The 16,468-nt window shown below is 39.2% G+C and carries 16 protein-coding genes; 2 read left to right on the forward strand and 14 right to left on the reverse strand.

Annotated elements, in window-relative coordinates:
• Positions 1–271: 271 nt before the first annotated feature.
• Both IP485_RS03185 and corA read left to right on the forward strand, forming a co-directional pair.
• The gene (locus tag IP485_RS03185) at positions 272–661 is read left to right on the forward strand and encodes a DUF2237 family protein (protein WP_194362833.1); all 390 of its coding nucleotides are present in this window, start codon (positions 272–274) and stop codon (positions 659–661) included.
• A 153-nt stretch (positions 662–814) separates the two neighbouring features.
• Entirely contained in the window at positions 815–1,969 is a 1,155-nt protein-coding gene (gene corA, locus IP485_RS03190) for a magnesium/cobalt transporter CorA (RefSeq protein ID WP_413786984.1), read from the forward strand.
• Between the two features lie 59 nt (positions 1,970–2,028).
• Here corA and IP485_RS03195 read toward each other — a convergent pair whose 3' ends face one another.
• The 14 genes from IP485_RS03195 to IP485_RS03260 form a co-directional block, all read right to left on the reverse strand.
• Positions 2,029–2,547, reverse strand: coding sequence for a phosphate-starvation-inducible protein PsiE (locus tag IP485_RS03195; protein ID WP_198325938.1), 519 nt, complete (start codon positions 2,545–2,547; stop codon positions 2,029–2,031).
• A gap of 108 nt (positions 2,548–2,655) precedes the next feature.
• A complete protein-coding gene (folD, locus tag IP485_RS03200) occupies positions 2,656–3,543 on the reverse strand; it encodes a bifunctional methylenetetrahydrofolate dehydrogenase/methenyltetrahydrofolate cyclohydrolase FolD (RefSeq protein WP_198325939.1) in 888 nt (295 codons plus the stop codon).
• A gap of 296 nt (positions 3,544–3,839) precedes the next feature.
• Positions 3,840–5,309, reverse strand: a complete 1,470-nt coding sequence (locus IP485_RS03205) for a capsule assembly Wzi family protein (protein WP_198325940.1) — start codon at positions 5,307–5,309, stop codon at positions 3,840–3,842.
• A gap of 102 nt (positions 5,310–5,411) precedes the next feature.
• Positions 5,412–6,623 (reverse strand): DegT/DnrJ/EryC1/StrS family aminotransferase, encoded by a 1,212-nt coding sequence (locus IP485_RS03210; RefSeq protein ID WP_198325941.1) that lies wholly within the window; start codon positions 6,621–6,623, stop codon positions 5,412–5,414.
• 71 nt (positions 6,624–6,694) lie between these two features.
• The gene (locus tag IP485_RS03215; protein WP_198325942.1) at positions 6,695–7,360 is read right to left on the reverse strand and encodes an acetyltransferase; all 666 of its coding nucleotides are present in this window, start codon (positions 7,358–7,360) and stop codon (positions 6,695–6,697) included.
• Positions 7,353–7,976 (reverse strand): sugar transferase, encoded by a 624-nt coding sequence (locus IP485_RS03220; protein ID WP_198325943.1) that lies wholly within the window; start codon positions 7,974–7,976, stop codon positions 7,353–7,355. Before IP485_RS03220 ends, IP485_RS03215 begins: the two co-directional genes overlap by 8 nt.
• Entirely contained in the window at positions 7,970–9,115 is a 1,146-nt protein-coding gene (locus IP485_RS03225) for a glycosyltransferase family 4 protein (protein WP_198325944.1), read from the reverse strand. Before IP485_RS03225 ends, IP485_RS03220 begins: the two co-directional genes overlap by 7 nt.
• A complete protein-coding gene (locus tag IP485_RS03230) occupies positions 9,112–10,248 on the reverse strand; it encodes a hypothetical protein (protein ID WP_198325945.1) in 1,137 nt (378 codons plus the stop codon). Before IP485_RS03230 ends, IP485_RS03225 begins: the two co-directional genes overlap by 4 nt.
• Position 10,249: 1 nt before the next feature.
• Positions 10,250–11,599 carry a phenylacetate--CoA ligase family protein gene (locus tag IP485_RS03235; RefSeq protein WP_198325946.1) on the reverse strand — a complete coding sequence of 450 codons (1,350 nt, stop codon included), beginning with the start codon at positions 11,597–11,599 and terminating at the stop codon, positions 10,250–10,252.
• Positions 11,596–12,495 carry a glycosyltransferase family 2 protein gene (locus IP485_RS03240; protein WP_198325947.1) on the reverse strand — a complete coding sequence of 300 codons (900 nt, stop codon included), beginning with the start codon at positions 12,493–12,495 and terminating at the stop codon, positions 11,596–11,598. The genes IP485_RS03235 and IP485_RS03240 overlap by 4 nt, the downstream gene beginning before the upstream one ends.
• Positions 12,496–12,527: 32 nt before the next feature.
• Complete coding sequence (locus tag IP485_RS03245) at positions 12,528–13,388, reverse strand: polysaccharide pyruvyl transferase family protein (protein ID WP_198325948.1); 861 nt, start codon at positions 13,386–13,388, stop codon at positions 12,528–12,530.
• 28 nt (positions 13,389–13,416) lie between these two features.
• A complete protein-coding gene (locus IP485_RS03250) occupies positions 13,417–14,292 on the reverse strand; it encodes a glycosyltransferase (RefSeq protein WP_198325949.1) in 876 nt (291 codons plus the stop codon).
• Between the two features lie 96 nt (positions 14,293–14,388).
• Positions 14,389–15,903, reverse strand: coding sequence for a lipopolysaccharide biosynthesis protein (locus tag IP485_RS03255; RefSeq protein ID WP_198325950.1), 1,515 nt, complete (start codon positions 15,901–15,903; stop codon positions 14,389–14,391).
• Positions 15,893–16,468 carry an acyltransferase gene (locus IP485_RS03260; RefSeq protein ID WP_198325951.1) on the reverse strand — a complete coding sequence of 192 codons (576 nt, stop codon included), beginning with the start codon at positions 16,466–16,468 and terminating at the stop codon, positions 15,893–15,895. Before IP485_RS03260 ends, IP485_RS03255 begins: the two co-directional genes overlap by 11 nt.

The raw sequence follows: 16,468 nt of genomic DNA on the forward strand, positions 1-16,468 counted from the left end.
ACAAATAATCAAGGCACTTTATGCTTTAGTTTAGCATAGCACTCAAGGTTCGCCTAGTGACAATTAGGCACAATCGCTATCTAATTACTGTCCAACTGTAGGCTAGGGTCGTAGCGGACGCAGCCGTTATCGTTGATGTATTAGGCTTAATATTGGGCGCATAACCAAGAGGTTTATTTTTTGTTAACCATCAGATAATGAGCATGATTACGGCAGCATCATCGGTACAGACTCATGATACACTAACACATATTTTTATCTCGGAAGCCTTATGTCATCTGATTACCACCCAAACCCTGCCATCAACCAAACCAATGTCTTAGGCACGGCGCTTGCCAGCTGTTGCTTCGATCCTATTACTGGCTATTATCGTAATGGGTTTTGTCATACGGGCAACCATGATGTCGGTCAGCATACCGTCTGTGCCAAGATGACCAGCGAGTTTTTAAACTTCTCTGCCAGTCGCGGTAATGACCTTATAACGCCCCTACCTGAATACAACTTTGCGGGTCTCAAACCTGGTGACTACTGGTGTATCTGTGCCCTACGTTGGGTTGAGGCGTTAGATTTTGATATTGCCCCGCAAATTAAGCTAGAAGCCTGTCATGAGAGCCTACTGGCATTGGTAGATATTGAGACGCTAAAAAGCTATGCACTCTAGGAATCAACTTACTGTGAGCAAACGCTAAAACTGTAGCCCTGCTCACGGTAAACTTCGATTATTGACGTTTTTGCTTATATGACAGGAGGGTGTATGGAAAACGACAATAATCAATTGATTAAAAAGACGGCTCGCATTGCACCTGATTCCAATATGGATCATATATATGCCCATATGAACGACCAGCATCTTTATCTAGACAGCGATGACAGTTATATTTATGGTGATGTCGCTGCGACGAGTGAGGATACCATTGAGACCATGACGGTCTATGATCCCGACTCTGAGCGCTACGAGGATATTGACCTATCGAGCGCAGATGAAGTCGTCAACTGCTACGCTTACTCACGTAAAACGGGTGAAAACCTTTATAAGGTGGCACTCAATGATGTCAGTCGTGCGCTGAATAATAGCGGTCAATTTATCTGGCTCGGTCTTTATGACCCCAGTCTAGAAACCATGGTCAAGGTCAAAGAAGCCTTTGATCTACATGAGCTGGCGATTGAGGATGCTTTCGCGGATCATCAACGGGCCAAAGTTGAGAACTACGACAATGATATGGTCTTTGTGGTGCTGCGTACAGCCAAGTTAGAGGACAACGTCATTCGCTACGGCACGACCGCGATATTCATGGGCAAAAACTACCTGATTACCATCCGTAATGGGCCGTCAAACTCTTATGCGCCTGTGCGTGAGCATTGTCATCGTCGTCCCGAAAAGCTGCGCATGGGCCCTATCTTTGTGCTACATGCAATACTCGATTTTATCGTCGATAACTATATGCCGATCACCGACCGACTGGGTCGATACTTGCGTGAGCAAGAACGCTATGTGTTTACCTACGAGTTTGATAAGAGTACCTTAAAAAACCTCTACGAGCTCAAATCACAGCTGGTACATATGCGTGCTATTATCCTGCCTGTCCAAGACATCTGTAGCTTTTTTATCAATCATAAAAAAAGCGAGATTGTCTCTGGATTTTCTCAAGCCGCCAAGCCCTATTTCCGCGATGTTAATGACCATCTTTTGCACTCTTTAGATGCCATCAATGGTCTCAATGAGATGCTGAGCGTAGTCATGAATACCTATATGGCGATGGTCAATATGGGTCAGAATGAGGTCGTACGTAAGCTGGCAGCGTGGGCAGGTATCTTAGCCGTACCGACGGCCATTGCTGGGATCTATGGTATGAACTTTGATTTTATGCCTGAGCTACATTGGAAGTATGCTTACCTTGTCATCATGGTCGTTATCATCGCACTATGTAGTTACTTGTACTATAATTTTAAAAGACTGAAATGGCTGTAATATCAGATATAAAAAAAGGACTACCAGTGGTAGTCCTTTTTTGTGCTGGTCATTATATATCATTCACGGCGATGCTTGGTATGGCTATCAGGTGCTTGCGCATTGTCAGGCAACAGTGCTTTAACCGTTAAGTTTGCATGCTGTTTATCAAGATTGTCCTCTGGGCGGCCAAAGGTTTTTGCTGTCCATGTCAGTATTACGATAGAAGCACTTAACAGCATAATAGCCACAGAAATTGTCGCCAGCAGCCACAAATGAAAATAATCTGAGACGGCCTGTACATCGACCACCAAATGCCGTGACAACGCCGTTATCGCAATGAATATCAAAAACTGTACGGGCAAACGGTGGGTTTTAAAATAAATCCCTATCATCGCTAGTAGCTCAAGATAAATAAATAACATCAAGATATCTTTTAAGTCCGCTGAGCCTTTTTGGACGATCTCAATAAACTCCTTGCCTGCCGTCCACACCACCACCACACTGATTAGAAATAAGATAACGTAGTGGCAAATATCGACGAACTCTCTACCAATACCCTGTAATCGCTCATGAATACCTACGTTTTTTTTAGCCATGTTTAGGTCCTATCAACTGAAATGTGGTTGATTTAGCCTGAGTTATTCTTTCCTCAGGCCCCTTATATATCGGCAATCAGTATTCCTATCACTCGCTTGTTAATCGAACTACAAACCCGCTGATTTTTCAGCCGCATCGACTGTCTGGCGGATAAGCGTATTGATGGTCATTGGTCCGACACCGCCCGGCACTGGCGTATAAGCACTGGCGATATTCTCTACACCTTGTAGCTCGATATCACCCACGCCGCCATTATCAGTAGGATGGAAACCTGCATCGATGACGACGGCGCCCGCTTTAATCCACTCTGCTTTAATCAATTCAGGCACGCCTACTGCACCAACCACGATATCAGCACGCTTAATATGCGATGCCAAATCCTGAGTTCTAGAATGACAAATGGTCACGGTACAGTTGGCATTTAATAGCATCATCGCCATCGGTTTACCCAAGATGGCACTACGACCTACAACGACGGCTTCTTTGCCTGAGAGCTCAATATTGTGATGCTCTAGCAAATGCATGATGCCCTGCGGCGTACACGAACCATAGGCTGACTGCTGCATACCCATGCGACCAAAGCCAAGGCAAGTCACACCATCCACGTCTTTTGCCAAATCGATCTGCTCAAAACAAGCACGTTCATCGATATGTGCAGGGACAGGATGCTGTAGCAAAATACCATGTACGTCTGGATTGTTATTTAGCTCCTCTACCTTTGCCATGAGCTGCTTAGTGGTGGTCTCAGTTGGCATCTCAACCCGTATAGAGTCCATACCTACACGCTTACAGGCATTGCCTTTCATACGTACATAAGTCGCAGAAGCGGGATCTGCACCAACCAATATGGTCGCTAAGCTCGGCGTACGTCCTGTCTTATCCTTGATAGCATCTACGCGCGTGCGCAGTTGCTCTTCTATTTGTTTGGCAAGTGACTTGCCGTCTAAAACAGTAGCGGACCCTTGGGCAGTTGACGGCTCTTTAGCAGTTGACATAGTGACTCCAATAGAGAAAGCGGAAAAAAATAAGGACAGCGCGCGTAAGTATCCTTACATGCCTGTCCTTTGCTTAATAAGCGTTTGGTTGATTATGGTATTGTACCTGCCTACGTCTAAAAATCCTAGCCTGTATTGGGGCATGTCCTCAATTCAGTCGACAGTCATCTAAATGCGCTGTAATGTAAAAGAAAAAAGCACTAAACTTATGACTATCATTAAAAAAACGGTCTACTATAATTTAGTAGACCGTTTTTTAGTTTCCCAAAATTCTAAACCATTCATTACTCTGTCACTTAATAGGTCTGAAACTCAACCCCTACACCTGCTCCAATGTCGCTTGATTGAGTATCTGAATCTACTGCCCAGAGTCTAGTGGTTAGTTTAGTCAGCGGCTGTAGCTGATGCTCCCAAGAAACGTCGATAGCGGTGAGCTTGTCGGTCACTGGAAACGCTTGGTTATCAGATTCCCCAGTGCGAGAATCTAACTCTCCTGATTGATTGACCTTGGCATGTTGCAACTTGGCATGAATGAAGTTACGGTTATCTAGCCATAATCGACCGCCGACCGCGACACTCTCAGCATCACCGCCAAGCGCATAGCCGAGTGGATAGCCTTGCTGATAGTAGCCATCAGTATAAGTACCATGGTCATAAGAGACGCCTCGAATTTCGCCACTAGTGCGAGTATCTGTGTACTCCGCATAAAGCTGATAAGGTTTGCCGTAGGCGGCAGAGGCGTAATCTACGCCAGCTAAATACATGTTTTTGGCTGGTAGACCACCTGCCTCATCTTCGCCAACATACTGTCCGTAGACACTCGCTGGTACATTAAGCAAAGGCGCTAACTGTACTTTAGCATCGAAGCCGCCCAGCTGATTGGCTGGATCACCGCCATCATTACCACCATTGTCTTTAGTTCCCAATATTGCATCGCCAAATGAGCGAATGCTATCCGGACGACCTTCTCCGCCCCACATAAAGCTACGTGACGCACCGACCTCTAACCAAGGTAAGGGACTAGCGGCCAGTCGTGCCCCAAAAAGTTTAGCATCAGGAATGGCATCATAATCATCCAGTTGACCAGCAAATAGCTGATACTGCCAAGGCCCGACCCAGTTTAAATATTTGTAATTCGGGGCAGTTTGCGTATCACGCTGCATCGTAAAGCCGGTGACTGGAAGACTGGCATCACCGCGAATCAGACTACCATCATGCCCAGGTCCCCACCATACCGGAATTTTACCCGCTATTAACCATTGATTTGCTGCTTTACCGGCGATATATGATCCTTCAAAACTGACATCACTATCATCATCGATGAGCTCATCATTCTTTAAATTGGCCTGTAAATTAAATTCCCAATCCGCTTCACTCAGCGACACCCCGACGCTTGCTTGCTGACCAGCGATCTGGTCATCTGCGAACGTTTCTGGGAGCAGATCTCGATCGGTTTGTATATGAAGTGCTGCCGACCCTTTTACCACTGAGTCACGGTTCTGATTCAATCGCGTTTGTACCGACTGCAGGATCTGCTGCTGTGCTGGCGTCTGGGCATTAGCTGTATTTAAAGCGCGTTTGATCTCATTGGCAGTCAGCGGCCAAGTACTGGTGCTAATCTGCGCAACTCCTTGAGTATTTAGCCAGTCAAGATCTGCCTTAAGCTTTAAATCATTCATATATAAGTTTTGTGCGGACGCCCACATCGACATCACCCCAAGACCCATTAACAAACTAAATTGCTTATACTTTGGTTGCTTATACATGGTTACCACCTTTTTATACATGGGACTTATCTATGCCAGATAAGCAATAAATAATAAACATACTTTTAAAGCATAAATATCAATGCACACGTTATAAGCAAATTAGGCTTGACTGGCCACATCAATATTTGCCAACACATTATCCAATGCCTGAACAGTTTGCTCAATCTCAGCAGTGGTCAATGTAGGATGGACTAAGAACATCAGGCTAGTTTCGCCCAATTGCTTGGCTATCGGTAACGGTGACTCAGGACGTAGACCAGTACCATCAAAGGCCTTTTCTAAATAAACTTCAGAAGCTGATCCTGAAAAACACGGTACATTCAGCGCATTAATCTCAGCGATAATCCGGTCGCGTGACCATCCTTGTGGCAAATGCTCTGGCTGCACATAAACATAGAGCTTGTAATATCCATGGGTACAGTCGGCAAATTCAGGTGTCTGCTCTAGTCTAGGCACAGACAGATAGCCTTTATCGCTCCATTTATCACAAGCATCAAGGATAGCATGAGCATGAGCGGTACGTTTGGCTGTCCAATCGCTCATACGCTGTAACTGAATACGTCCGATCACTGCTTGCATCTCAGTCATGCGCCAATTGGTGCCGAAGCTCTCATGTAACCAGCGATAGCCCGGCGCATGCTCAGTCTCGTACACCGCCGCATAACTCTTACCGTGATCCTTGTACGCCCACATCTTACGCCATAGCTGCTCGTCATTGGTGGTAACCATACCGCCCTCACCGCCCGTGGTCATGATTTTGTCCTGACAAAAGCTCCAAGCGCCAATATGACCAATACTACCAACGCTACGACCTTTATATCGCGTGCCATGCGCTTGCGCACAGTCCTCTATCACGTATAGGTCATGCTCAGCCGCCAAAGCCATAATGCCGTCCATTTCACAAGGCCACCCAGCGAGATGCACACAAACGATCGCTTTGGTACGCTCAGTTATTACCGCAGCGATGGTTTCAGGGGTGATATTACCCGTCGCGGCATCAACATCAGCGAAGATCGGTGTCGCGCCAGCATTGACCACTGATGAGATACTGGCTATAAAGGTACGCGGGGTGACGATGACTTCATCGCCCTCTCCTAAACCCAACGCTTGTAAGGCAACATCTAAGGCTAAAGTGCCATTACCCATGGCGATCGCATACTGACTGTCTGCCCATATCGCAAATTCTTTTTCAAATTCACGACCCTCAGTACCGGTCCAGTAGTTGACTTTGTTAGATAATAAGACTTGGCTGACGGCATCGGCTTCAGCTTGAGTAAAGCTAGGCCAAGGTGAAAATGGGGTATTTAGCATAGATGTCTCAATATATTCTTTGCAATAGATAGTGAAAGCTAATTATCAGTGTTGATTTAATTTTACAATGATTACTTATTTAAAGGTCGAGCCGGATTGCCAACGACGACCGCTCCAGCTGGTACGTCTTTAGTCACGACTGCACCCATACCGACAACAGCGCCTTTGCCAATGATCAGTGGCTTATCAGGCGTGCCTTGCTTGATAACTGCCCCTGTGCCGATATACGCGTGGTCATGGATATGGATATTACCGTTACAGCTGACTCGCGGAGCAAAGGTGACGTAATCACCGATGATGCAATCGTGCTCGACATAGCTATATAAATTAGCATGGAAGCATCTACCGATAGTGACGTTAGCAGCAATAGTGACAAACGGACTAAGAGCAGCACCGGCATCGATACTAACTTCATCCATAATCAAGGTGGTGGTTCCCTTTACTGTCCACAACGATATACCATCTTGAACCAGTTTATCTGCAATTTTTTGACGAATACTGCTATTAGCAATGGCGATCAGTACTGACTTATTAACAGGTTGCAAGTCGATAAATCGTTGGTAATTCATCGCTACGTGACCGTTAACTTTGGTGTCTATCGCTAAGGCATCATCTATAAAGACCAGCTGCTGCGCGTTATAATCATCGCCGTACAGTCGCTGTAATTGCTCAACGGCTACCGGCATTAAGCTACGACCACAGCCTGATGCGCCATAGACGGCAAATACTTTACTCATGGCTACTTTCCAAAGCTGAGTGGTCTTGAGAACCAGTAAACTTACTCATTGTCGCCTCACCATCAGCACTGATATCGTCTTTGACTAGTACTTTTTTTACAGTCTTAAGTAATATCTTGATATCTAGCCATAATGATTGATTGTCTACATACCACGTATCTAGGGCAAACTTCTGCTCCCAACCAATGGCATTTCTGCCATTTACTTGTGCATAGCCAGTCACACCGGGACGCACATTATGACGACGCGATTGGTCATCGCTGTATAATGGTAGATATTCCATTAGTAGCGGTCTTGGTCCGACTAGGCTCATATCACCTTTTAGTACGTTCCATAGCTCAGGTAGCTCATCGAGGCTAGTATTACGCAGTGCCTTACCAAAATCAGTCAGACGCTCGCTATCCGGCAATACATTACCCTCGCTATCGATAGCATCACGCATACTGCGAAATTTGATCATCTCAAACGGCTTACCATCGAGTCCGGGGCGCGTCTGACGAAATAATACTGGCGAGCCTAGATTCTTTTTAACCTTGTAGGCAGTGATGACATATACCGGAGAGAGGACGACTAAGGCGGCGCTAGCAGCAGTAATGTCGAATAGGCGTTTTAACATAAAATATCCATTTCATTTAGCATCGTTTGATTGACAGCATGTACATCAAATTTTTCTTCCACCAATTGGCGTGACGCCTTACCCATTTCAATAACAAGCTCGGGATTAACGATAAAACGCTCCATCGCAGCGGCTAATTCTTCCACGGCTTTGACAGGAACGAGATAGCCATTATAACTGTCAATGACGGTCTCACGACAGCCAGGCGCATCGGTAGTGATAATCGGTCGACCCATTGCCATCGCTTCTAGTACGGTGCGCGGAGTGCCTTCACGATAAGAAGGCAATACATAAATAGAACTCGCTGCAATAGCTGGCTTGACATCACTCAGCTTACCCCAAAAGTTAAACAACCCTTCATTAATCCAGCTGTCTAGCTCATGCTGCTGGATAGCATCAGGGTTATCATCGATCCAACCGACCAGATCAAACTGGGCTTGTGGGTATTTGGCTTTGATCAGTCGAGCCGCCTGTGCATACTCACGCACGCCTTTATCCCCTAGCAGTCGTGCTATTAGTAGGAACTTAGGAAACGGCTTGTCATCATCAATAGGAAAAGGCTGTACGCTGTACTCAGAGACATCGACACCAGAGCCATTGACGACTTTGGTCTCTGCGGTAGGTTTCAGTATATTCATAGACTTAAATAGAGCCTCGTCATCGGGGTTTTGAAAAAACACTTTATGAGTCGATGCCAATGCTACTGAGTATAATTTATGCATGATCTTTTGAAGATTAGACTTTTTATAGCCTTTTTCATCTGCACCCTGGAAGGCATAGCCTAAACCCGTAATTAAGGCAAAGCGATGCGGTACTCGTGACATCTTAGCAGCTAGTGAGCCGTAGATCACCGGCTTGATCGTATAAGCGATCATACAGTCAGGCTTAATCTCTCTCATTAGTCGATATAGCGCGATCAAAGTTTTGCTATCGGCAACAGGATCAGTACCAGTACGCTGTATGGGAATATCATGAACGATATAGCCAAGCGCTTCGAGCTGATCGCATTCTTCCGGATAGTCATCAAATTCAGGTGCGGCTATATGTATCTCAAAGCCAGCCTCTTGAATCGCGGCAATCAATGCGCCACGGAACTTTAGAATAGAGGCTGGGTAGCTGGCTATTATTAGAAATTTCATTGATAAACCTTTGACTTATTTACTTTATAGTTGTGAAAAGCGTATATCAATAGATAAAGCAGTACTGGCATAAACATCCACTTTTGACGAGTAGCGATACCCAAATTAGCTGTAGTCATCGCTAAAATACTACAAGTTAAAAAAACATAGGTAAATAACCAAAGGTTTTTACCTTGTATGAACGGTCGAAAATTAAATTTTGACTTCAATAATATGTAAATGAATAAAAATAGTATTATTATATTTTCTAAGCTAGTAACCAAAGCAACGACACTACTAGCTTCAAATGGCAATGGTCTAAAAACATAGGTAAACATCTGCATCGGATAACTCATAGAAGATATATCTAAAGAAGAGCCACCTTTACTATTTAATCCTTGTCTTCCGTCTATATAACCAGAGACACCTTCTAATGACACTTCATCTAGTCCAACATATTGTTGAACAAAATCCACAGATAAAAACACACAAATACCAATAACAGGGAGAAAAAACAGTTTAAAAATAAAATTAACTTTAGATTTAATAATAAAGTAAATTATATAAGAGACCAACATAATAAAAGCAATATGAGGCCTAACCATAAACATAAAAAAGAAAGAGATTGCGATTAATAAAGATGCTTTCTTACTAGTCGTAATAGAATATAAGAATAGACAAGTTGCGAAAAATGACACAGCATCCTTGCCTAAACCTGCACTCCAAAAACTCATAGATGGAATAAATAATATAAAGATCCAATACCAAGAAAACACTTTAAGATATTTTTTCAAAGATAAATACAATAAAACTAATCCAAGAGTACCTAAGAGATTATATAATAGAGTAGTGTTCAAGTAACTTGCATCAGCTCCTTGCGATAGCATAGAGCTAAAATAATTGACGAATGGAGTACCTGGATAAAAATAGGTACGTTCACCAATCACAGAACTTGAATAATAATGTGTTGCATCCGCAACATTGAATAGAGAATACAAATAATAAGTTATTGAAAACAATATATGCCATAAAAAAATGGTAGTGACTGTTATAAAATCACTTCTTCTTCTACAACCAATTAAACATACAATAATAAAGCTAACTATAATTATTATCACAGTAAGCATGTTTTGATAAAAACTTACACCATACATTTTATTTACCTAACAGATTTTTGACAATTCTAAATTTACCACTTTTTTCTGTAGGTATATCATTAACATTTTCAATAGAAATATCGATTTGAAGACCTAGACGCTCTTGTAGAGCTGCAACAAACTTGTCTTGCTCAATGATATTAAATCTATCATTAGTTACTATTAATACTTGAACTCTATCCAAAAAATTCTGTATAACTTGAAATTTTATGATTCCATTGACATTTTTAGTACTATTACTAATATTACCTAGATTTACTTTGCCATGTGTCGGAGATAAAATATAATCAGTTGAGCGGCCTTCAATTTTCTCTACTATTGGAAATAATGAGCCACAATCGCAAATCTGACTGTTTGAGCCAAGCTTTATACGATCGCCAATGCGATATCTTACAAGAGGAGTACCATGGGTTATAAAAGATGTCACGAGTATTTCACCTTCTTGAGCAGGTTGCATATCTTCATTAACCACTTCAAATATTCCAGTAAGCGGGTGTATATGCATATTCCCAGCTTCACATTCTAAAATGAAAGGCGCTCCTTCGGAAGAAGCATATTGATCCACTAGTTTACAGCCCATTACACGATTGATGACTTCACGATGTTCAGGTAAAACTGTTTCAGCCGTCGGGAAAAAAACCTTTACTTTATGTGTAAGATGAAGTTCTTTACTATCCGCCATTTTACATAATTCATAAACACTTGATGGAAAGCCAACTATGAACTCAGGTTTAAAGCTATTAAGAGACTTCCAGTAAGTATCAAAACTTCTCTCATTGATATGAAAAGTAGAATAAAATCTAATCTTATTAATAAAGTCGTAGTGAGAGCAGATCCCCTTTTTTATATCTTTATCTGATATTAAATTCTTACCTGAAAACCAGGCTGTTTTTTTACCAAGCTCATACCCGTGTCTTGCTCTAAAATGATCTAAAATGGCAAAACGCTCTTGCATATCACTTTTGGTGTAGATAACTTTCATTGAAGCACCAGTAGTGCCTCCTGTTAAGCTAACTAACCCATCTTTTTCATTTATTGTTTTTATTTCGTTAAGATGATTAAGGATATCTTGTTTATTTAAGACATTCATTAGACTAATATTTTCAAAGTTATAGTACTTATACCAAGATGAATGAGTTTTGATATATTCGAAAAATTTACTTTTCTTTTTTTCTATTTCTGTTTGCAAATCGATCTTATTAAGATTATCAGCATTTTTATAGTAATTCCTATAGTATCCATATTCATTACTATGTCTTATCTTATACATATAGGTATTATAAATAGTAATAGATAGGTTTAAAATCGGTTCAGGCGAATAATTTATAAATATTTCTTTAAGTTTCATTTTCTACTCTTATAACTCATTTTTAGATTAGCAACATGTATGCATAATTCGCTCAATACTGGAAATAAAGCCTTTCCAGCATTAGCTCTTGCTAAAATTGCATCACCTTCATCCTCCTTAAAAGACTCTTTTATATGAGCTAAATATATCTTTCGCAAATATAATTTCGACCAAAATGTGAGTTTTCTTTTATTTTTTGGAATAGAATAGTTAATAAAAGGATATGGAATACTTTGACTCCTACCAACCCTAGAATGATCCTCACTTATATTAATCCTGACAGAAACAGAGTTAAAAAAAGCGATTTTACCTAGTATTGCAAGTTCAATCCAAACGTATAAATCTTCACCAGCCTTATAATTTTCAGGAAACCCACCTAAGTCTAAAATCTGTTTTTTGTTAATACATACTTTAGAGCTATTTGCAATACTTCCAAATATGGAAGCTCTAAAGAAATTTGATACGTATCCTCTAAATCCTTCTTTATAAAATGAAGGGTTTTTGACAGGCTCATTACACTCTGACTTATATTCATGTTGCAAGCAGTAGAGACCAGCATCAGGAAAATCCTTAATTAAAGATTCCATATTATAAAGAAAATCATCTTTCCATTCATCATCAGCATCTAAAAAACATACATAGTCTGACTTTGCTATAGAAACACCCTTATTTCTAGCAGCAGAAACACCTTTATTAGATTGGTCTATAATAGTTATTAATTTACTTCTTATTTCGCCACTATATTTACCTTTTATAATAGATAGGGAATTGTCAATCGATCCATCATTAACGATTATTATTTCAAAATGAGTATATGTTTGAGACAGAATCGAATCAATGCAACGGCATATCGAATATGATTTGTTATATAAAGGCACTACTATAGAAAAAAACACATTCTCCCCTTAGTTTAATTAAAACCCTAAAATCATTTTAATATATTAAAATAGTGATTAACAGCTTCATACATACTGCTATACTCTAAGTTAATAGACACATTTGCACTGCTTTGAGCAGTAACTAAATCGGAAAAATTCCTACAATGATGCATACTTAACTGGGGATTAGTCATAACAGAATAGTAATCATTAAACTTAAAACCATCTCCTTTTACATTGTCACTAAAGCTAATCCACGTATTCGGAACGTTCATAGCATCAGAGAAAATCAATCCATGTAAAGAAGAGGAAAGAACTTTATCGCATCTTAGTATCTGATTACAAACCTCTTTATAATTTTTCTTAATGTCAATTATCAAGTAATTGGGTTTATTTTTAATAATTTCAGCGGCCAGTTCCAAATCTACAAAATGTGGAATCACTCCAATTAATCCCGTATTAATATAATTATCAGTTCTTGGTTTTACAATCTCTTTAGCTAGGAGTCCGGGATCACCTTTGAACTTAAATCTAATTGAATTGTCGTTTAATAGCAAACTCTTAGCAGTCAAGTCACCTCTTACACCAATAACATCATAATAATCAATCGATTTTAGTGACTGCTCTTCAGAAATAAAGCCAGCTCCTAAAATAATACTGTTTTCATTAGATTTTGCAAGAATGCTTCCACAAAACAAAGCATGTTTTCGTTTGCCACCGTAATATAGTCTAGTTTTTTTCTCAAAAAAGTCTTGTATAAAATCTTCATTGAAAGAGTCACCTGAATTTTTTTCAATGCAATAACTTAGTAAAGGTCCATCTTGAAAATAATCAAGACCCATTATTAAATAAGACTTAGTTTTTATTAAAACGTAATTATTTAATTTAAATAAATTATTATAAATATTCATATAAAACCTTAATTATATAATCTATACGTTAAAGAAACTCTCTTAACACTTTGTACTTTTCTGAAATGCTTATTTTCTCTTTTAATATAAACCTTAGGGTCTTTCGAGTGAAAACATAATAAAAAGAAGGCGATAACTTCTGGGGTAGCATATTTCTTAGTATCTTATTTCTATTTAAGAAGGATTCAAAGTTTTTTATTCTTAAGCTGACAGAGTCTTTGTTAGCTTTAGACCATGATCCCGAGTGCATTGATCTGTATACTGAATAATAATATGGTAAATAACCTGCTCCACCCTCATAAGAACCTAAAATTTGAATAGTAGAATGCCATAGGTTTTCTGAAAAGAAATCAGGGTGAGTAGCAAAAAAATCTATAAAACAATTTTTTCTTGCTATAATTGAAGCCATTGGCATAAACCCTGAACTAGATTTGATAACATCTTTAGCATCTAAAACTTTAGTATTTTCGCCATAAAATCCATACTTCATGTCCTTTAATTGATCATTAATTAAAGTATAACTAGGATGAAAGCAAAGGTTGATTTCTTTATTTTTTTCCAAGTAATTAACTTGGTCTTGAATTTTCTTATCAGAAACCCAATAATCATCACCTTCACAGAAAGCTATATATTCGCCTTTAGCCTCTAATATCAAATCAAAAAAAACAGTTTTTCCTTTGGAAAAAGTATTCTCTTCTGGATATATCACTTTAATTCTATCTTTATTAGATGCTTGAAAATTTAAAACTATTTCTGTTGTGGAATCCAAAGAACAGTCATCAAATATAATGATTTCAAAGTCAAAATCAGTTTTCTGTTTTAAAAAGGATGTAATAGCTTTATCAATATATAGTTCGTGATTATATGTTAAACAGCATATAGTTAGCTTTATTTCTGAACTCATTGTATTGGGACCTTTTACTATAGCTAGTATAAATATTTGAAATTATTTATTATGTATATCTTGTTTTTAAAGTATCAACTTTAATTATCATGCAGTTTAAACTTTTAGATTCAGAGTGTAACTCGCTATAATTCTTCTAACATAACTAGATAAAAATGATGAGGTAACTAATATTACTAAACTAACTATCGATATTTTGAATATCTCTACTATTCTATCTTCACTAAGTATATCTATGACATACTGGTTTGCAAACACAGCTATAATTATAGGTAAAAGTAGTATTTGAATAATATCATTAAACAGCCATTTAATATGCAATCCAGGCTCGAGCTTAGAATGAACATAACCTACCCAAAATACTAAATAAGTTAAATTGACGGACAACCACACCCAACCTGCCCCTATTGCCCCATATTCTCTTGCAACGATTACTAAAGTTGGCAATAGCATTATCAATAAAATTATATTTCCAATTAAATGATATTTTAAGTTACCTCTTGCATACTGGAGATAATAAGGAAAAGCTCCAATAGATAAGAAACCATAGCCAGCAGCATAAAGTTGTAAAATCGGCGCAACCTCCGCCGTTAATAATTCATCCCCTGTCCAAGCAAAGACTATATTATAAGAACATGCAATTATCGTAACAGTCGCTGCTCCTGCAATAACAGTAACTAATTGTGTTGAATTTCTATATAGCTGGATAAGTTCAGCATTTTTATCTTCTGAATGTAAACGTGCCATACGTGGCATAAGTGCAGTCGTAATTGGACCTGCTAGAATCATTATACCTGAGGCTAACATTACAGCTAGAGTAAAGTATCCGTATTCTGTTAGCGATAATATACCCGATAGAATTAATTTGTCAGTCTGAGTAATCAAGACCCAAACTGATGAGGTAAAAGCAATCGTTAAAGAAAACTTCAAAACTGCTTTAACTGGTTTGAATGACCAACCTATTTTAACTAAAATATCATTTTTTCTCGGAAGTAAGCTATTACCTTTCAAGTATATAGCCAATAACTCTAAGACAGCTATCATCAATTGATAAACAAAGAAGATTGTAGGTGTAGCTCCGAAAACCCACATTACAGGTAAAACCACTATAAATCTTAAAGAAGCTATAATTATATTATAGAGGCTTAGCCACACAAATTCTTCTGCACCAGTAATAACTCCTCGGTAAAGTCCACATAGCCATCTCAAAGCAATACTGATAGCCATTATTTCCACTGCTAAATTTACTTCGTCTACTTCAAGAGTTTCAATACTTAACCAACTTGATGAAATATAACTAGAAGAAAAAAACAGTATACTTCCTCCTATAATAGCTATAGCGAGAAAGATCACACTCAATGCTCTGTGTAATTGCTTATATTCTAAAGGGCTAATTGCTCCACCATGATACCTAGCACTTTGACGACTTATAGTGGGCGTGAGTCCTAAATCCAACATCGCAAAGAATGCTTGTAACATAGAGAAAAAGCCAACCAGACCATAAGCTTCTGCTCCCATATACTTAATGTATAAAGGTAGGATTAATATGCCTATAGCTGCTACATAAATTTGACTAGCATAGTTGGCTAGTATATTTTTCCTAAGAGACAAAAGCTTGTACCTTATTTAATTTATTTTCTAATTCAAGCAAGTCTCTTTTTCTCTCTTTTATTTTCTTTGCAGGAGTACCCATATAGATACCAAACTCTTCACAATTTTTGGTAACCAAACTCAAAGCACCAATTGCAACCCCATCTTCTAAAGTAACATTGGGTAATATGACTGAGCCTGAACCCACTATCACATGTCTTCCAATAGTAACCGGGGCATGATTTACATTAGTGAACTGAATAGGCACCATGGGGTTGGTCATATACTCACCACTATAGTCATCATTACTACTATAAATTGCAACTTTCGATGATATGTTACAAAAATCTTTTAATATTATTTTCCCTGATCCAATCAAAGAGCTAAATACCGCAATATGTATATAGTTGCCAATTTCGATCCCATCTACTCCAGCTGAAAGTACAGCAAAGTCGTCTATTCGAACATTATTGCCTATACTAATATTCTTACAGTTATAATAAGAGGCTTTATCTGAAAGAAGAACATTTTCACCGACTGATTTAAAGCCCATAGACTCTATCTGCTCTTTGCTTAAAAAACTCAT

The organism is Psychrobacter sp. NG27 (assembly GCF_016106655.1).
In the GTDB taxonomy this organism is placed as follows: domain Bacteria; phylum Pseudomonadota; class Gammaproteobacteria; order Pseudomonadales; family Moraxellaceae; genus Psychrobacter.